Source organism: Acidovorax sp. A1169 (assembly GCF_030704685.1).
GTDB lineage: Bacteria > Pseudomonadota > Gammaproteobacteria > Burkholderiales > Burkholderiaceae_C > Acidovorax.
Map to the genome: position 1 here is coordinate 1 of NZ_JAUZDX010000035.1, position 17593 is coordinate 17593.

Genomic DNA, 17593 nt, shown 5'->3' on the forward strand with positions numbered 1-17593 from the left:
GGGTGGTGCGGGCGTTCTTGTGCAGGGCAATCAACATGGCTTCACTCCCTGGATGGATTGCAAGGACTCTATCAACTCTCGCAGAACGGCTCTGGCCATGAAGAGCGGATAGCGTTTTGGGTCGATGCAATCATCCGGGATGCGACAGCTAGGGATCAAAATAGTATTTTTAATTTAATTTAAAATCCAGCAGTCAAATGACTTCAATTATCACTCAGACATCCAATCGCTGGGAAATTCCAAACACTCAGCACTTTGATGCAGTTGGGAACGAGGATTCTTTAGAGAATTTATTCATCTCAAAATTCAATGCAGAAATTCGAACCAAAGCGACTGGCAGATACAACTGCCACGGATTAACCTTTGCTTCTCGCAGAACATGCATAGACGATTCTTCATCTGTAGCTCGAATACTAGAACATGATAAATACAAAGAAGTAATTTTATCAACAGTCCTTCCGGGTGACGTTATACTCTATGTAGACAACGATGGTATTATTTCTCACTCGGGCATAGTTACCGAAGTGACCGATACTCTTCCAAGATGCCAAAAAATAGTTAGCAAATGGGGAGTAAATGGAGCAGAATTTATTCATTGGGCCCACTCATCTCCTTACGGGACAAACTACAAATTCTACCGAATGGATCATTCAGCGGAATCCAGCATCATTTCAAAAATAATTATTCGATGACATGAAAAACACACGAACAGCATTTCAAGATGCAATGATGCAGGTGGGAACAGCCAACACTTCCACCTATCTTAAAAACAGGCTTATCAATCACCCAATTGCAATCTATCTTGACGACTCATTTACAAAAGAGGAGCTAGCCTCAAAAATAAATGAAGAAATATCAAGTTTTGACAGAACGTTGCAAAAGATAACAATAATATATCTCCTCTTCATGGCCCTATCCAAAAAAGAAGAGAATTCCTCTATTTTGAAATATTTTATTAAAAAATCTTCTTCATCAAAAATACCATGGCTCAACGAGCTGGCAGAGATAAACAAGTCTCCGCCAAATAAAATCACCAATACAATAATATCAAAAACATTTAAAAATCCAATCAGCACATCAACGTCTAACGAAAATAATGAATTTTCACAAATATCAATAAACTCATAAAAATGCCAACAACAATTGTTTTTCATGCGCCAGTACAGTTTTAGTTGACCAGAGAACTAACACACTCTCAATAATTGATGTTTTCGAACACTTCAACACTCCCACCCTTCCATTTATTGTTCCCCAGCTATCAATAGTCTGGACCAAGAGAAAAAATCCTGACGATCTCGATTCGACAAATTTCGAACTAGAAATAGGGATGGCAAACAGAGAAAAAACATCTTTCCCAATGGTCGTGGATTTCACTAAATCAAAAATTCATCGTAGTATTTTTGCAATCGATGGCTTCATGGTTAAAGAAGAAGGAATGATTACCATAAAAATAAAGCAAGATAAAAAAATAATACACTCCCACTCCATTGAAGTTACACTATCAAACAAAACATAGCAGGTAGCTAGCCATACTTTTCTAGTGAAAATCCGCAGGTATTTCATTACAGGTCTTTCATTCCAGCCACCTAATCCCCGCGCAGCCTAGAGCCTAGAGTCTGCCACCGCACAGTCAGGCCGACCCTACTACCTCCTTCCATCAGATTAACCCGATATCCACAGGGACCAGCAGGTAGCGCCATAACTCTTGAGATAAAGCAAAGGACGTGTCATATCCAGCCCCAGGCCCTCATCTGGAAACCCAAGTCTGGCAAGCCATGGTCGGCGAGAACTCGGCACAGCCACCGACCTGCTGGCTGAGCCTGCGCTGATAGTCGGCAGCCACGGCACCCTCACTTTCGACCGCACTATTTACGGTAAGATGGCGTAGGAAGGCCCGATTGTGGGCACCGCCTTCGAGTTCAGCGACATACAGCGGAGTTTTCGACCCATGCCATGGGCATCCTGACATAGCGCGTGAAGCAGGCCGTAGCGCCGCGCGGCGACAAGGCACATAGCACGGAACAGGTTATGCACGATAGTTCGCTCCGGATCCAGGCCGATGGCCAGTGGCAATGCGTGATGCACACCGAGACGCCAGTGGACGGCTCCATGAAGGCGCCCACCAAGCATTGACGGCTGGCACCCGCTTCAGGGGCTCTAAGATTGGCGGTTTTGTTTTAACCGCACGCGGGCCATTTCCGCACCGCATCTTTCCAGCCCCATGAACTTCGCCGCACGCCTCCAGCAACTGCCCTCTGCCTCCCACCTCGCCGCCCTGCAACTGCTGGGCGCCGATGGCGAGGTGATCGCCACCATCGAGAACAAGCCCGGCCAGACCGGTTCGCTGGTGGTGTATGCCGCGCTGGCTGCGCTGTATGGCGGCAGCATTACGCCGTCAGCGGCGCGCCTGGGGCTGGAGTGGTATGGCGAGCATGTAGCTGATGCCAAGGCCTTCCCAGGCAAGCACCCCAACATCGACCGCCTGCTGGGCTGGGCCGAGGGCAGCGAGAGCTACCGCGCACAGGTGATTGCGCAGGCATAACAGGCACTGACGACCGAGCTACTGCAATATCGTCGCTGCAGATAGAAAGCGCGCGGCCCAAGCCAGGGCAGCCGTGCAAGGGTCGCCCCGCCGCACGGGCTGCGTCCCCCTTCCCGAATTGCAACGCAATTCGAGAGAAGGGGGAAGGCGCGAAGCGACTCAGGGGGTTGTACTTATTTCAGCCACTTGTCCGAGGAACCTTTCAAGACGCCCCGGCTGTCGATCTGTCCCCAGACAAAGTTCATCACGCGCGTGTAGTCCGCATCGTCCTTGGGCAGCATGAAGCCCAGGTAGCTCTTGGGCGTGAGCGGCGCATCGATGAAGGCGGCGTGAAGGCGCGGGTCGGCCTTGCTGTAGACCAGGGCCTCGTAGGTCTCGGTGATCATCACATCGCCCTTGCCTTCGGCGATGAGCGCCGGGATCTCGGCGTTCTTGTCGTGCGTGCTGACCTGTGCGGTCTTGAGGTTCTGCAGCACGAAGGTTTCGTTGGTGCCGCCGGGGTTCTTGATCACGCGCACAGTGGGCTTGTTCAGGTCGTCCACGGTGGTGTACTTGGCCTTGTCGGCCGAGCGCACCAGGGCCACCTTGCCGAAGGGCGCGTAGCCGGGCAGCATTTCGATCAACCGGATGCGCGCCACGTTGCGCGTGATGCCGCCCACGGCGATGTCGAACTGGTCGGACTGCAGGTCGGCCATCAGCTTGGGCCAGGAGGTTTGCACGTATTCGATCTTCACGCCCAGCTCCTTGGCCATGGCCTCGATCACGTCGATGTCGTGGCCCGACAGACCGGCGTCGGTCTTGATGGCAAACGGGCGGTAGTCGCCCGGTGTGCCCACGCGCAGCACCTTGGTTTCCATGATCTTGTCCAGGCGCGGGCCGGCCTGGGCGCCCTGGCTCAGGGCAAGGGTGGCGACCACGGCGGTCACGGCCACGGCAAGTAGTTTCTTGGCGATCATTTCAGGGCACTCCGAAAGGGGAAAGGGTGAGGGTACGGCTGTGGGCGACCGCCAGCGACTGCGCGGGCGGTTCGCAACAAAAGGATACAGCAGGGAACTGCCTGACCGAGCCAACTACCGATCAAAGGCGACTCAAAACCAAGGCACGTGCCATCGCGAAGACCTATTCGGCGTCGCCCTGAAGGAAGTGGGTTACCCTGCCCGCATTCACCAACCGAGAACACACACCATGACCAAAAAACTCAAAGTCACCATCGAAGTCGAAATGTCCGTCCCCGAGGACTGGTCGCTGGTCGAAACCTCCGAAGGCACGCCCGTGCTGAGCCTGCCGGACGGCCGCTTCATGGACATCGCCATCGAGCCCCTGTTCGCCACCGACCCCGAAGAGCTGTGGAGCAGCCCCGAAGACGACGAGGCGCTGCACGAAGTGCTCGACATGGTGGACAGCGAAGCCGTGACCTACGAGTTCGTGACGCACTGATGCACCCCGTGGCGTTGCGCGCCGCCTCCCCTCCATGGAGGTCGCGCTGCGGCGGCATGGCAATTCAATACATGCTGTAGTGGTAGTCATAGCTGCGCAGCCACAGGCGCGGCTTGCGCAGCCCGTCGAAGTGCAGCTGCAGCAGGTTCGGGCGCGGGTTGGCGCTGTCCACCACCAGTTCGTCGTCGGCCTCGGGCGAGTCCACGTCCGACAGCGCAAAGCGCTGGAACACGTGGGTCAGCGCGGCCTCGGTGGTTTTGGGGCGGTAGTCGTCGTCCAGCAGCAGCTCGGGCGTGGCGATGTGGTCCTGGTGCAGCCAGTACCACAGGCCTTTATTGGGTGTGCCGGGCCGGGCACCGGGGTTGCCCTTGTCACCCCAGGTGCTGGGCGGCTCGCCGGGCGTGGCGCCCGCTGGGTCCCAGGCCAGGGCCCCCAGCCCATCACCCACCTCGACGAACACGGCCAGGCTGCGGTCGTAGCGGGCGCGCACCGCAGGCGGGAGGATCTTGTCCAGCCCATCGGCGCCGGTGCGCTTATAGCCCCAATCGCCCAGCAGCAGATCGGTGACTTTGCCCATCTGGGCGGCCGGCAGGAAGTTGGAGTCACCGATCTGGATCTGCCAATCGCCCAGCACCTTCACCAACGGGGGCAGCGCCACGCCCATGGCTTTCTCCAAGTCCGCGAAGGCGGCCTTGGCAGGCTTCTTCTTGGCGCCGCCGTCACCGGGCTCGATGGAGATGCTGTCTTCCAGCTTCTTGGCGAGGTTGCGGACGCGCTCGATCCAGGGCTTGCCCTGGTCGTACAGCGGTGCGGAGAAGGGCGCCATGTCGCGCACCTTCCAGGTCTTGTCGAACGGCGAAGCCTTGCCGCCGATGGTGACCGTGCCCTTGAGACGCACACGCTTGAGGCCCGCAGGCAGCGCAAACACCAGCGCGGGTGGCTTCTTGAGGCCCGGCTGCGTGGCCTTGTGGTCGAGTTGCGCGACCACCTTGCCATCGACCATCACGTCGGCCACCACGCTGTCGCCTACTTCGATCCAGGGGTGGATGCCGGCCCTGCCTGCAGTGGGGCCGTCCGCCGCCACGACTGCCCCACCGGGAACACCCGCCACCAGCATCCAGAGCCAAGTCGATAGTCCCGCCAGAATGCTTCGCCGCTGCGCCATGAAAATCCCTCTTCCAGTATTGTTTGACGGCGGGATTGTAGGAAAGAACGTCCAACGACTCGCGGCAGACAGTTATCTCGACATGACGCACAGCCCAGCCATCGCGATCACGGCTTGTCCAAAAATCATCATTCATCCGACCAAGCCTTGCATCGCAGAACCAAACAGAGGAGTTCCACATGCCAGCTACCACCTACACCCTCAGCGCTCAAGCCCTGCAGTTGCCTCCCGACGAGCGGGTGGCATTGGTGGAGCGCATCCTGGACAGCCTGGATGTACCCGATCCTTCGCTGGATTCGCTTTGGGCCCGCGAAGCCGCCGATCGCCTTACCGCTTACCGCAGCGGTGAGTTGCAGTCGGTGGGCTTGGCGGATGTCATCGCCAAGTACAAGGTACCGGGACGCGGCGCATGAATGTGCGGTTCGATGAGCGGCAGGCTGGGCTCAGCCATGCGCGCGATGTCTACAACTGCGACTCCAACAACGCCGCCAGCCGCTCCGCCAGCCTTTCCTTGAGCGGCCGCTCCAGCCACTCCTCGTAGGTCACGCGCCGTGACTTGGTCAGGTCCTCCTCGAACACGCGCGTCTGGCGCTCGGCGAACGCCGTGTCGTAGACGTTGAGATTGGCCTCGTCGTTGAGGCTAAAGGAGCGGTTGTCGAAGTTGGTGGAGCCGACCGACACCATGCGCTGGTCCACGATCATGACCTTGCAGTGGTACATGCTGGGCTGGTACTCGTAGATCTCGGCCCCGGCCTCCAGCAGCGGGCCCCAGGTGGCACGCGACGCGGCCTTGACGGTCTCGGTGTCGGTGTGCGGGCCGGGCGTGATGAGGCGCACGCGCACGCCGCGCTTCAAGGCATCGAGCATGAGCTGGCGCGTGAGGTCGTCGGGCACGAAGTAGGCGACCGACAGGTCCAGGCTGCGCTCGGCGGCGGTGATGGCCATGTGGTACATGAGCTGCATGCTCTCGCTGCCGCTCGACGGCGAGCTGGAGAACATCTGCGCGCGCTGCGTGCCACCCGAGGTGATGGGCGCAATCGCCGGGAAGTACGCATCCCCATGCACCACCTTGCCCGTGACCTTGAGCCAGTTGTCCAGAAAGGTGGCCTGCATCTGCGCCACGGCGAGCCCGCGCACCTGGTAGTGCGAGTCGCGCCAGTGGTCCGGGTCCTGGCCGTTGCCCGTCCACTCCGGCGCAATGCCCACGCCGCCGGTGAAGCCCACCTGTCCGTCCACCACCAGCAGCTTGCGGTGGGTGCGGTTGTTCATGCGTGCCAGGTTGTACCAGTGCGGCTTGTGGAACTTTTCGACCAGCACGCCGGCCTCCTTCATCTCGGCCAGGTAGCTCTCCTCCATCTTGGCGCTGCCCACCCAGTCGAGCAGCACGTGCACCGCCACGCCCGCGCGGGCGCGCTCGGCCAGTGCGTCGGCAAACTGCTTACCGATGTCGCCGGACCAGTAGATATAGGTCTCGAAGGTCACGCTCTTTTGCGCCGAGCGGATGGCCGCGAGCATGGGCGGAAAGATCTGGTCGCCGTTGATCAGCTCCTTGACCTCGTTGCCGGGGAGGATGCCCGGGCCCAGCAGACTGCCCATGGCGCGCTCGAACTGCGGGCTGGCGCTGGTGTACAGGCGCGGTATCTGGTGCTGCACCTTTTTCTCGCCGGCCGTGAAGTTCAGGGCAAAGAGCACGAGCGCGGCCGTGGCCACGAAGGTGAGCAAGACAATGCGCAGGGTGCGACCTGTTTTTTTCATGGCGCGATTGTGGGTGGGGCCCTGGTGGGCCGATGTAGGCCAACATCGTTTCAAAGGCCCGGCACAATGGCGGCCTGCTTCGCCGTCTACCCGCCATCGATTTGCCCAAGGTCCGAACTTCCGTGCCCCATTCCATCCGCCACGCCATTCTTGCCGAGAGCTCTTCCATGAACCGCCGCACCGCGTTGCTGGGTGCAGCCAGCGGCCTGCTGGCCCTGCATGCCCCCGCGCTGCACGCCAAGGCACCGCCCGCCCCCACGGTGTGGCCGCAGCCGCTGCAGGTACCGGGCGGCGTGGCACGCCTGTCGCTCGGCCCTGCGGCCAAGCGGCCGGTAGCGCATGCGAGTGACGTGCCGGTGTTGGTGATGGGCGACGCCATCGAATGGACGGCCATTGTCGGCATACCGCTGGCCGCCGCGCCGGGCCCTGCGCACATCACCGTGCAGCCGACCGGTAGCAGTCCGGCACGGGAAGTGCCCTATACCGTAGCACCCAAGAAGTACAAGGAACAGCACCTCACCGTATCGCCCCGCACGGTGGACCTGTCACCCGAGGACCAGGCGCGCTACGAGCGCGAGCGCGACCACCAGGCGCTGGTGATGGCCACCTTCTCCGAGCAGCCCGCAGGCGTGGCCCTCGATTCGCTGCGCATGCGCGTGCCGGTGCCGGGGCGCCGCTCCAGTTCGTTCGGGCTGCGCCGGGTGTTCAATGGCCAGGCGCGCAATCCGCACAGCGGCATGGACATCGCCGCGCCCACGGGCACGCCCATTCTCTCGCCCCTGCCGGCCCGCGTGATCGACACGGGCGACTACTTCTTCAACGGCGGCACGGTGTGGCTGGACCATGGCCAGGGCCTGCTCTCCATGGTCTGCCACCTGAGCGCCATCGACGTGAAGGTGGGCGACGTGCTGGCTGCCAGCCAGCGCCTGGGCGCAGTGGGCGCCACCGGCCGCGTGACGGGGCCGCACCTGCACTGGGGAGTGATGCTCAACCGCACCATGGTGGACCCGGCCCTGTTCGTGCCGCAGGCGTGATGGCAAGCTCCATGGCACTTCGCACAGGCCGCGCACTGGCATCTGCCGCCTTGGCACTGTGCTGCACAGGCTGCGCCGTGGTCACCGTGGCCGATGCGGCGGTGAGCGTGGCGGCCACCACGGTGAAGGTGGGGGCCAAGGTGGTTGGAGCTACGGTGGACGTGGGGGCTGCTGGCGTGAAGGCGGTAACGGGCGGCAGCAGCGATTGATACGACGTGCCGCCTTGCGCCCTGCAGGCGGCGTTTGATTGCAGTGGCCCATGGCGCTGTGCATGGCCTGCACAGGGCCGGCGCCAAGCGGTTCTGCGGTTCTGCGGTTCTGGTTGGATGGGTGCTGCATGCCTTGATGAAGGGCGGAGGCCGGGGTGTGCGCCCGGCGGCGCAGTAACTTTCTCTTGGCCGCCAAGAGAAAGTCACCAAAGAGAAGGCGGCCCCCAGTCTGCGTCCCCCGATCGCCCTGTCGGGCGAACGGGGGCAACCTGCGATGCTCGTGCCTGGGGTGGCGTCGCGGAACTCGCTGCGTTCTTCGAACTCCGCTCAAACATCCGCGACGAGCCAGATCACGAAGTGCGTGTGTCCTTCGGCACACGCACCCACCCCAGCCCCTGCGCTTCTCGGCGCAGCCAGCAGGGGTGGGGAGCGGGTACCACTCGGCTGCTGCTGCGCAGCTACGCCGAGTGTCGGTTCGCGCTGCGCGCTGCCGACGGGTTGGGCGCGATCGCTCTGCCCAGGCCGAGCGCAGCGAAGGCGCAACGGGCCGAGCGAAGCAATGGCCCGAGTGGAGCCCGCTCCCACCTCCTTCTGACCGTGCCGAGAAGCGCAGGGCCTGGGGTGAGCGCGTGCCGAAGGACACGCGCATCGTCATCTGGCTCGCCGAAGCTGTTTGAGAGGAGCTGCCTCGCAGAGGCAGCGCAGGGAGTTCTTCGGCGTCACCCCAGAACCGCGCATCGCAGGCTGCCCCTCGTACGCAGTGCGAGGGGGACACGGGCAGCGGGGTCGCCTTTCTTTTGGGTACTTTTCTTTGGCGAAGCAAAGAACAAGTACCTCGGCCGCCGGGCCGAGACCCGGCCTCCGCCCTTCATCAAGGCATGCAGCCACCATCAAACCACAAGCGACGACGGCAGAGATCCGCCACGCCCTGCCTACTCGCCACGGCAAAAGGCCAGGCCGAGACCCGGCCCCCGCCTTCAGCAAAAGAACCGCAGCAACCGCGCGCAGCGAAGCGGCTTCAGCGGTGCGTCATTTCAAGAAATTCATGAACGCCGTAATGACCACTGCGTTGAAGAAATCAATGAACAGCGAGCCCACCAGCGGGATCACGAAGAACGCCTTGACCGACGGCCCGTTGACCGCCGTGAACGCCTGCATGTTCGCCATGGCATTGGGCGTGGCCCCCATGCCGAAGCCGCAATGCCCGGCGGCGATGACGGCGGCATCGTAGTCCCGCCCCATCACGCGGAAGGTGACCCAGTAGCCGTAGGCGAACATCAGCGCCGTCTGCGCCAGCAGAATCACCAGCAGCGGCCCCGCCACCTCGGCCAGTTCCCACAGCTTCATCGACATCAGCGCCATGGCCAGGAAGAAGGCCAGCGACACATGGCCCACCACCTCGAACTGCCGCAGCGGCAGCTCGCTGTTGCGCCAATCGATGATGTTGCGCACCAGCGCCGCCACCAGCATGGGCCCCAGGTACGAAGGCAGCGTGACGCCCAGGTCCTTGAGCCAGTTCACCAGCAAGGTGCCGATGCCGATGGACACGGCAATCAGGATGCTGGCGTACATCACCGTATCGCCACCACTGCCCGTGTTGGCCGTGACGGGCACCGGTATGGCCGGCGCGGTGGCAGCGCTGGCGCCATGCGCGTGCAGGCCGTTGCGCCGCATGAGCAACGTGCCCAGGGGGCCGCCAATCACGCAGCCCGCCACCAGGCCATAGGTCGCGGCAGCAATCGCGGCCGGCAGGGCACCGGCTGCGCCGGCCTGCTCCAGCAAGGGGCCAAACGCGGCCGAAGTGCCATGCCCGCCCGTGAGCGCAATGGAGCCCGCCGCCACGCCGATGAGCGGATGCACACCCAGCAGTGCGGCCAGGCCCGCGCCCAGGGTGTTCTGCAGCAGCACCAGCCCCACGGCCGCCGCCAGGAACAGGGCCACACCCACCCCGCCCTTCTTGAGCAGCTCGAAGCTGGCAGAAAAGCCGATGGTGGTGAAGAACACCAGCAGCAAAAAGGCGCGCATGTTGTCGTAGAACTCGAACGCGAAGCTGCCGCTCAGGTGGCCCGCCAGCGCGATGAGGGAGAACACCAGCCCGCCGATGATGGGTCCTGGTATGAAGTAGCGCGACAGCACGCCTACATGCTTCTTGATGAAGTCGCCCAGGACCAGGAGCACGGCGGCAACGCCGATGGTCTGTGCAATGTCCAGCTGGATGGTGATCATGGTGGTGTTGGCTGGTGCCAGGCAGCAAGGCCTGGCCGGAACGCAGCCACCGGGTGAATGTGGTGGCCATCGGGATGCAGCAGCACGCTGCGCGAGCCGGCGAGTGTATCGCCGCAGAAATGCCCCCTCCAGAGCATTCGCAGGCTGCGCGCAGCGGGCCCCTGGCTGCAGCTATGCTTGGCGGCCCGCCCACCGCTGCACTCCCTGCGCCACCGCGCTGCCCCCATGCCACCCCGCCTGATCCGCTTCAACAAACCCTATGGCGTGCTGAGCCAGTTCACGGCCGAGGGCAAATGGCAGGGGCTCAAGGACTACATCGACCAGCCGGGCGTGTACGTGGCCGGCCGGCTCGACGCCGACAGCGAAGGCCTGCTGCTGCTGACCAGCGATGGCCCGCTGCAGGCCCGCATTGCCGACCCGCGCTTCAAGATGGAAAAGATCTACTGGGTGCAGGTGGAGGGGCAGCCCGGTGAAGATGCCCTCGCGCAGCTGCGCAGCGGGGTGCAGCTCAATGACGGCCCGACCCGGCCCGCACGCGCCCGCCTGATGGACCCACCGCCAGCGGTGTGGGAGCGCACGCCGCCCATCCGCGAGCGCAAGGCCATCCCCACCGCCTGGATCGAGCTGGGCATCCGCGAAGGCCGCAACCGCCAGGTGCGGCGCATGACGGCGGCCGTGGGCTTCCCCACGCTGCGGCTGGTCCGCGCGGCCATCGGCCCCTACACGCTCGACGGTCTGGCACCGGGGGCATGGGCCGAGCAGGCCGTGCTGTAAACCACAGCGGGCCCGCAATGCAGACGAGGCAGTCACCATCAAGGGTAAACCCGGATTTTTCAAGTCCTATAGAGGACTATAGTTCTTTGCATGGAATCCCCTTCGCATCTGGCCCTGGTCGACAACTCCCCCGGTTTGCGCCGCTATGCCGCCCTGGCCAATGCCCTGCGCGTGCGGGTGGTGGCGGGCGAGTGGCCGCCGGGCAGCGCCCTGCCGGCCGAAAGCCTGCTGGCCGCCGAGCACCAGGTGGCCCTGGGCACCATGCGCCGCGCGCTGGAGCTGCTGGTGGAGCAGGGGCTGATCGAGCGCATCCATGGCAAGGGCACCTTCGTGCGCCAGGGCATTGCGGGCGGGTCCATGCTGCGGTTTTTTCGCTTCGGCGGCGGTGGCGGCAGCGAAGTACCGCAGTCGCGCATCCTCGTGCGCAAGAGCGTGACCGCAACGACCGCCGTGGCGCGCGGCCTGGGCATTGGCCCGGGTGAGCCCGTGCTGCACCTGCTGCGGCTGCGTCTGCTGGCCAGCCAGCCTTGCCTGATCGAAGAGATGTGGCTGCCGCTGGACCTGTTCGCACCGCTGGCCGACGACGACCTGGCTGGGTGGGACGACTTGCTCTACCCCATGTTCGCGCGCCGCTGCGGCGTGCACGTGCACCGCGCGGTAGACCAGATCGGCTTTGGCGCAATGACCGGCGCCCAGGCGGCCCAGTTGCGACTGCCGGCCGGCCACGCCTGCGTCGCCGTGGAGCGCAGCGCCTACGACCTGACAGGCCGCTGCGTCGAGTGGCGCACCACGCGCGGCGATGCAAACGCCTTCCACTACACCATCACGATCACCTGACCGCCCCCGGCCGCCTTCACCCCGGAACACTGGAGCACATCCGCCATGACCCATTCCAAGCACTCCACTTCAACCGCCACCCTCTCGCGCCGTGGCCTGCTGGTGCAGGCCGCAGGCGCTGCGCTGGCTGCGCCCTGGGTGGCCAGCAGCCATGCCGCCACCGTAGCGGGTGGCCGGCCGATCTCGCTGGTGGTGTCCTACCCCGCAGGCGGCGGCGCGGACCTGATCGCGCGCATCATCGCGCCGCGTCTGGCCGAAGCCCTGGGCCAGAGCGTGGTGGTGGAGAACAAGCCGGGCGCCAGCGGGCAACTGGCCGCCTCGCAGGTGGCGCGCGCCACGCCGGACGGCAGCGTGCTGCTGCTCGACGCCTCGTCGTTCGCGGTGAACCCCTCGCTGTTCCCCAAACTGCCGTACGACAGCGCCAAGGCTTTCACGCCGCTGGCAGTGCTGGCCATCTTTCCCAACGTGCTGGTGTGCACGCCGGGCTTCTCGGCCAAGTCGGTCAAGGACGTGATCCAGTTGGCCAAGGCCAAACCGGGCGAGCTGACCTATGCCTCCTCGGGCAACGGCTCGGCCCAGCACCTGGCAGGCGCCATGTTCGAGGGGCGCGCGGGCGTGCAGCTGCTGCACGTCCCCTACCGCGGCGGCGGCCCGGCCATGACCGACGTGATGGGCGGGCAGGTGCCGCTGTTCTTTGCCAACGTAGCCTCGTCGCTAGGGCACATCCAGGCGGGCAAGCTGCGGCCGCTGGCCGTGACCAGCATGGTGCGCACCCGCTCGCTGCCCGAGGTGCCCACCATGGCCGAGGCCGGCGTGCCCGGCTACGAGGTGCTGGAGTGGAACCCGCTGCTGGCCCCTGCCGGCATGGCCGCTGACACCCGGGCCACGCTGGTGGGTGCCGTGCGCAAGGCCCTGGCCGACCCCGAGGTGCTGGGCCGCGTGCGCCAATTGGGCGGCGACGTGTTCGCCGATGCCTCGCAGCAGACGGCCGGCAAGTTCATCGCTGCGCAGCAGGAGCAGTGGGCCAGAGTGGTGCGCGAGCGCAAGATTTCAGTGGGATAAGCACCCCGCCTGAGCGGCCGGCTGGGGCGTGCACGTTTCGTGCATACGCTATCGGCACGCCGTAGCGTGTGACTGAAATGACTTTTTCCACCTCTCTCCCTTCCCCTCCCGCCCTGCCTTCGGGCTGGGACACCCACGTGCATGTGTTCGACAGCGCCGCACCTGCGCAGACCGGCCACTACCAGCCCGTGCACCGGCCGCTGGCCGACATCGAGGCGCTGGCCGCAGCGCATGGCGTGGGCCACCTGGTGCTGGTGCAGCCCAGCGTGTACGGCACCGACAACCGCGTGCTGCTCGATGCGCTGGCCCAGTCCAGCGGCCGCCACCGCGGCGTGGTGGTGCTGGACGGCACCGTGCCCGATGCGGAACTGGACCGCATGCACGCCCTGGGCGTGCGCGGAGTGCGCTTCAACCTCGTCTCGCCCGTGGGCAACGGGCCTGAGACCATGAAGACCCTGGCCCCGCGCCTGGCCGACCGCGGCTGGCACGTGCAGTGGTACGCCAACCCCGAAGACCTGGCCACCATCGTCCACCTGCACCAGGGCACGCCCGTGGCCTGCGTGCTCGACCACCTGGCCGGCCTGCACGGCCTGCTGCCCTCTGATGACCGTGCCTGGCAGGCCCTGGCCAAGCTGGCGGGCCAGGGCGCCTGGGTCAAGCTCTCGGGCTGGTACCGGCTGCAGGCGAGTGCGCCGTATGGCCTGCTGCACCCGGCCATCACCCGCGTGGCCGCGCACATGGGGGATCGCCTGGTCTGGGGCTCGGACTGGCCACACACCTCGTTCGCACCCGATGCGCTGCCGCGCTATGCCAGTGTGTGGGAGCCGGTGGTGAATGCGCTGGGCCATGAGGCCGCGCTGCGCATCCGCGATGCAGGGGCGCGCCTGTACGCCTAAGAGCCCGGCAGCGACCCGACTACTCGCTGGCCTGGGCCGCCTCGTCGATCACCAGGTAGCGTTTGACCAGATCGAAGAAGCTTTCATAGAAGGTGTCCGCCGTGATGGTCTCGCTGCCTACACGCACCAGCGATTCGCTGCTCGACGAGAACGGCAGCGACACGGACCCGATGGCACCCACGCCCAGGCTGGCGGAGTTGTTGGTCTTGCGCAGCGCAAAGCTGTCCTGGATGGCCGTTACAAAGCCCAGGCTGATCTTGCCGCTGGGCGACTCGGGCACGCAGACCACGCGGATCACCATCTGCATGTGCGTCTCGGTGCCGGGCTGGAAGTTCTTCTTGCCCTCCACCAGCTCGGCCGAGCTGGTGTTGATGAGGTAGCCTTGGCTGAGCAGCGCCCGGCGCGATGCCTCGCAGGTCTGCGCCGGCGTGGCATCGAACAGCCGCGAGTAGGTGGCCAGCGAGCCGAACTTCTCCTGCGGCCCCTGAGGGCCTTGTGTGCTACTGGGCAGGGTGCCGCAGCCGGCGATCAGCATGGCAACGCCAGCCAGAAGTGCGGCGAGCGGGCGACGGGCGCGTGACGCGGCGCCGGAAGGCAACAGGGCAGACGGGTTCGAGGGCATCGTCGAATTCAAAAGCGGCACTCCGAAAAGGCAGGCATTGGAGGGTGGCCGGGGCGCCCGGCACTGCAGACTACGGCGGGCAACTGTCGCTGTGAGGCGCCGTAACTGCGGTCGGTTCCCAACATTCTAAAAATGAAATTCATCCCCGGGATGGCATTCCCATCAGGACGAAGCGTTCGAACTGTGCAGTTCTCGGCCCAAGCAACATCATGCCATGTTGCTCTCATTTCGATAGCCCGCGAGCACCCCTGCACGATATTGGTCTTGATTGTTACAAATGGCGGCGCAAGTTGCCGGCTTTCGTGGAGATAGGTTTGTCCTCGTTACACATCTGGACATATAAAAAACCATTTACTACAAATACACTAGCCGGCTATGGGCCAGCTGGCGCCCCTATGGGAGGGGGCCGCACCAAGATGCCCGAGGAGGGCCGCGCCTTGCGCGCGGTGAAGGAAGAGATACGTGAACCAAAAACCCGACCTTTCGTTTTCTCTGGAACCCATTGAAAAGGAATCCGCCGCCAAGACCGTCTTCACGGAACGCACCTGCCCGCGCTGCAAGTACGCGCGGCAGGCGACCGACACGGCGCCCGATTGGCAGTGCCCGAGCTGCGAAGTGGCCTACGACAAGGTAGACCCGCCCAAGCCCCGCGAACCCGAGCCCGCCGCCCCCGCGCCAGCGCCCTATGTCGGCAAGGCCGCGCGGCAGCGCGCAGAGGCTGCAGCGGCTGCCGAGGCTGCGGCGGCCGCCAAGAAGAAGGGAAAAGCCAAGAAAAAGGCCCCGCGCGAGCTGCCCACGACCTGGATTGCCCTGGCGCTGGCCGTGGTGGTGGGCCTGGGCTTGGTTGGCTGGAAGTACCAAGCCGACAAGGTCCGTGCGCAGGAGCGCATTGCCAAGGCCGAAGCCGATGCACGCGCCGCCGAAGTGGCGGCTCAGAAGGCGGCGCAGGACCACCAGGCGCGCCTGAAGGACCTGGAGAAGCAGGCCCGCCGCACCGATGGCCCCGAGGCCGTGCAGGAGCTGCAGGCACTGGCCGCCAAGGGTGACCTGCGGGCCATGCTGGTGCTGGGCATCACGCTGCGCGATGGCCGCGGCGTGCCCAAGGACCAGGCCCAGGCCATGCAGTGGCTCACCAAGGCCGCCAACGAAGGCTATTCGCTGGCCAGCGTGCAGCTGGGCTACATCTACGAGCGCGGCCTGGGCGAGACCCAGCAGGCCGAGCAGGCCGAGAACTGGTACCTGCGCGCCGCACGCCAAGGCGACCCCTCGGGCCTGTACAGCCTGGGTCTGCTCTACTCCACGGGCCTGGACAACGTGGGCCGCCGGCCCGTGGCCGCCCACATGCTGCTGGACCTGGCCCAGCGCGCGCACAAGGAGCAGCAGCAGGACGACTCGCTCACCCCGCCCAACCGCGGCGCCTTCTGGGCGGCCGGCACGCAGCGCCGCCTGGCGCCCACGATGAGCATCGTGGAGGTGGCCGAGGCCAAGCGCCTGGCCGACGCCTGGAAGCCTGGACAGCCCTTCGGCTTCTGAAGCGGTGAAGCCTTCGATGGCTTTGGAGTGGTGCTTCTAAAGCCGACCCACTGAGCGGCAGATTACCGGCAGATACAGCCGCCGGGGCGCGGCGCGGGTACAGTGCAGGGCTTTCGTGGGCGTTGCGCCAGCCAGCGCAGCGCCTGCGGTGCCTGTTTCCGCCCGCCCCTCCCCCTTTTTCTCCTCCTCAGCTCCCCATGTCCAACCTCATCGTGCACGGCGGTACGCCGCTGCGTGGCCGCATCACCCCGTCTGCCAACAAGAACGCCGTGCTGCCGGTGCTGTGCGCCACCCTGCTCACCCGCGAGCCGCTGCGCCTGCACGGCGTGCCCGACATCACCGACGTGCGCAAGATCCTCGACATCTTTCGCATGCTGGGCAGCAGCGTGCACCTGGACGAGACCACGGGCACGCTGAGCCTCCACCATCAGAACACGGTGTTCGACCCCGCGCAGCACCGCCTGCCCGAGGAGATGCGCTCGTCCATCATGCTGATACCGCCGCTGCTGGCGCGCTTCGGCGTGGCGCGGCTCGAAGACAACGTCAAGGGCTGCACGCTGGGCGTGCGCGAGATCGACCCGCATGTGGAGGTGTTCCAGCGCTTTGGCGGCACGGTGGAGCGCGCCGAGGGCTCGCTGCTGGTGCGCAGCCAGGGGCCGCTCACGCCCACCGACCACTGGCTCGACTACGCCTCCGTCACCACCACCGAGAACTTTGTGCTCTGCGCCGTGGCCGCCAGCGGCACCTCCACGCTGACGAATGCGGCGTCGGAGCCCCACGTGCAGGAGTTCTGCCGCTTCATGGTGATGCTGGGTGCGCGCATCGACGGCATCGGCACCTCGCGCATCACGGTGCAGGGTGGCGCGGCACTGGGTGGTGGCGAGTTCCGCTTCGATGAGGATTTCCACGAGATCACCACCTTCCTGGCGCTGGGCGCCATCACCGGCGGCGATGTGGTCGTGCGCAACAGTGCGCCGGGCAACTTCCCGCTGATCGACCGCACCTTCGCCAAGTTCGGCGTGGTCGTCACGCACGAGGACGGCTGGTCGCGCGCGCACTGCCCCGGCCCGCTCAAGGTGCAGACGCCGTTCACCAGCAACGTGCTGACCAAGGTCGAGGCCGCGCCCTGGCCCTACTTCCCGGTGGACCTGCTGCCCATCTTCATCGCCCTCGGGGTGCGTGCGCAGGGCAACTGCATGTTCTGGAACAAGGTGTACGACGGCGCGCTGGGCTGGACGGGCGAACTCTCCAAGTTCGGCGCCCACGTGTTCTCGTCCGACCCGCACCGGCTCATCACCTTTGGCGGCAATGCGCTGAGTCCGGCCCTGGTGGAGAGCCCCTACATCATCCGCGTGGCCATCGCCCTGTTCATGGTGGCGGCCAGCATCGAGGGGCGCTCAGAGATCCGCAACGCCGCGCCCATCCGCCGCGCCCACCCGCGCTTCGTCGAAAACCTGCGCAGCCTGGGCGTGAACGTGGAGTGGACAAGCGAGGAATGACC

Annotated in this window: 19 protein-coding genes and 1 pseudogene; 15 read left to right on the forward strand and 5 right to left on the reverse strand. The window is 64.4% G+C overall.

The window, feature by feature from the left end; translation table 11 throughout:
• The 5 genes and pseudogenes from QYL93_RS30445 to QYL93_RS30460 form a co-directional block, all read left to right on the forward strand.
• Window positions 1-183, forward strand: a 183-nt coding sequence (locus QYL93_RS30445; protein ID WP_305747174.1) for a hypothetical protein, incomplete at its 5' end; no start/stop codon positions are given.
• A gap of 14 nt (window positions 184-197) precedes the next feature.
• Window positions 198-692, forward strand: a complete 495-nt coding sequence (locus QYL93_RS30450) for a hypothetical protein (protein ID WP_305747175.1) — start codon at window positions 198-200, stop codon at window positions 690-692.
• Between the two features lies 1 nt (window position 693).
• Entirely contained in the window at window positions 694-1128 is a 435-nt protein-coding gene (locus tag QYL93_RS30455) for a hypothetical protein (protein WP_305747176.1), read from the forward strand.
• Window positions 1129-1177: 49 nt separating this feature from the next.
• Window positions 1178-1516 (forward strand): annotated as a pseudogene (locus QYL93_RS32040) (hypothetical protein); the annotation flags it as partial.
• 705 nt (window positions 1517-2221) lie between these two features.
• Complete coding sequence (locus QYL93_RS30460) at window positions 2222-2542, forward strand: DUF2322 family protein (RefSeq protein WP_305747177.1); 321 nt, start codon at window positions 2222-2224, stop codon at window positions 2540-2542.
• A gap of 173 nt (window positions 2543-2715) precedes the next feature.
• On the opposite strand, the gene QYL93_RS30465 is transcribed toward QYL93_RS30460, so the two are convergent.
• The gene (locus QYL93_RS30465; RefSeq protein ID WP_305747178.1) at window positions 2716-3498 is read right to left on the reverse strand and encodes a transporter substrate-binding domain-containing protein; all 783 of its coding nucleotides are present in this window, start codon (window positions 3496-3498) and stop codon (window positions 2716-2718) included.
• A gap of 229 nt (window positions 3499-3727) precedes the next feature.
• Here QYL93_RS30465 and QYL93_RS30470 point away from each other — a divergent pair, with 229 nt between their 5' ends.
• The gene (locus QYL93_RS30470) at window positions 3728-3979 is read left to right on the forward strand and encodes a hypothetical protein (RefSeq protein ID WP_305747179.1); all 252 of its coding nucleotides are present in this window, start codon (window positions 3728-3730) and stop codon (window positions 3977-3979) included.
• A gap of 64 nt (window positions 3980-4043) precedes the next feature.
• On the opposite strand, the gene QYL93_RS30475 is transcribed toward QYL93_RS30470, so the two are convergent.
• The gene (locus QYL93_RS30475) at window positions 4044-5144 is read right to left on the reverse strand and encodes a hypothetical protein (RefSeq protein ID WP_305747180.1); all 1101 of its coding nucleotides are present in this window, start codon (window positions 5142-5144) and stop codon (window positions 4044-4046) included.
• A gap of 179 nt (window positions 5145-5323) precedes the next feature.
• Here QYL93_RS30475 and QYL93_RS30480 point away from each other — a divergent pair, with 179 nt between their 5' ends.
• A complete protein-coding gene (locus QYL93_RS30480; protein WP_305747181.1) occupies window positions 5324-5557 on the forward strand; it encodes an addiction module protein in 234 nt (77 codons plus the stop codon).
• 49 nt (window positions 5558-5606) lie between these two features.
• Here the strand turns inward: QYL93_RS30480 and QYL93_RS30485 are convergent, their stop codons facing one another.
• Window positions 5607-6899 carry a phosphatidylserine/phosphatidylglycerophosphate/cardiolipin synthase family protein gene (locus QYL93_RS30485; RefSeq protein ID WP_305747182.1) on the reverse strand — a complete coding sequence of 431 codons (1293 nt, stop codon included), beginning with the start codon at window positions 6897-6899 and terminating at the stop codon, window positions 5607-5609.
• A 167-nt stretch (window positions 6900-7066) separates the two neighbouring features.
• On the opposite strand from QYL93_RS30485, the gene QYL93_RS30490 reads away from it, so the two are divergent.
• Entirely contained in the window at window positions 7067-7933 is an 867-nt protein-coding gene (locus tag QYL93_RS30490) for a M23 family metallopeptidase (RefSeq protein ID WP_305747183.1), read from the forward strand.
• A gap of 11 nt (window positions 7934-7944) precedes the next feature.
• On the forward strand, window positions 7945-8142 hold the full coding sequence (locus tag QYL93_RS30495) for a hypothetical protein (protein WP_305747184.1): 198 nt from the start codon (window positions 7945-7947) through the stop codon (window positions 8140-8142).
• A gap of 1029 nt (window positions 8143-9171) precedes the next feature.
• On the opposite strand, the gene gltS is transcribed toward QYL93_RS30495, so the two are convergent.
• Complete coding sequence (gltS, locus tag QYL93_RS30500; RefSeq protein ID WP_305747185.1) at window positions 9172-10368, reverse strand: sodium/glutamate symporter; 1197 nt, start codon at window positions 10366-10368, stop codon at window positions 9172-9174.
• A 225-nt stretch (window positions 10369-10593) separates the two neighbouring features.
• On the opposite strand from gltS, the gene QYL93_RS30505 reads away from it, so the two are divergent.
• From QYL93_RS30505 to QYL93_RS30520, 4 genes are all read left to right on the forward strand, one after another.
• The gene (locus QYL93_RS30505; protein ID WP_305747186.1) at window positions 10594-11142 is read left to right on the forward strand and encodes a pseudouridine synthase; all 549 of its coding nucleotides are present in this window, start codon (window positions 10594-10596) and stop codon (window positions 11140-11142) included.
• A 90-nt stretch (window positions 11143-11232) separates the two neighbouring features.
• The gene (locus QYL93_RS30510; RefSeq protein WP_305747187.1) at window positions 11233-11979 is read left to right on the forward strand and encodes a GntR family transcriptional regulator; all 747 of its coding nucleotides are present in this window, start codon (window positions 11233-11235) and stop codon (window positions 11977-11979) included.
• Between the two features lie 45 nt (window positions 11980-12024).
• Window positions 12025-13041 (forward strand): tripartite tricarboxylate transporter substrate binding protein, encoded by a 1017-nt coding sequence (locus tag QYL93_RS30515; protein WP_305747188.1) that lies wholly within the window; start codon window positions 12025-12027, stop codon window positions 13039-13041.
• A gap of 77 nt (window positions 13042-13118) precedes the next feature.
• Window positions 13119-13937, forward strand: a complete 819-nt coding sequence (locus tag QYL93_RS30520) for an amidohydrolase (protein WP_305747189.1) — start codon at window positions 13119-13121, stop codon at window positions 13935-13937.
• A gap of 19 nt (window positions 13938-13956) precedes the next feature.
• On the opposite strand, the gene QYL93_RS30525 is transcribed toward QYL93_RS30520, so the two are convergent.
• Window positions 13957-14472 carry a DUF2242 domain-containing protein gene (locus QYL93_RS30525; RefSeq protein ID WP_305747190.1) on the reverse strand — a complete coding sequence of 172 codons (516 nt, stop codon included), beginning with the start codon at window positions 14470-14472 and terminating at the stop codon, window positions 13957-13959.
• Window positions 14473-15021: 549 nt separating this feature from the next.
• Between QYL93_RS30525 and QYL93_RS30530 the strand changes: the two genes are divergently transcribed.
• Both QYL93_RS30530 and QYL93_RS30535 read left to right on the forward strand, forming a co-directional pair.
• Window positions 15022-16092: a tetratricopeptide repeat protein gene (locus QYL93_RS30530; RefSeq protein WP_305747191.1), complete on the forward strand. Its 1071-nt coding sequence runs from the start codon at window positions 15022-15024 to the stop codon at window positions 16090-16092.
• 197 nt (window positions 16093-16289) lie between these two features.
• On the forward strand, window positions 16290-17591 hold the full coding sequence (locus QYL93_RS30535; RefSeq protein ID WP_305747192.1) for a UDP-N-acetylglucosamine 1-carboxyvinyltransferase: 1302 nt from the start codon (window positions 16290-16292) through the stop codon (window positions 17589-17591).
• Window positions 17592-17593 lie beyond the last annotated feature (2 nt).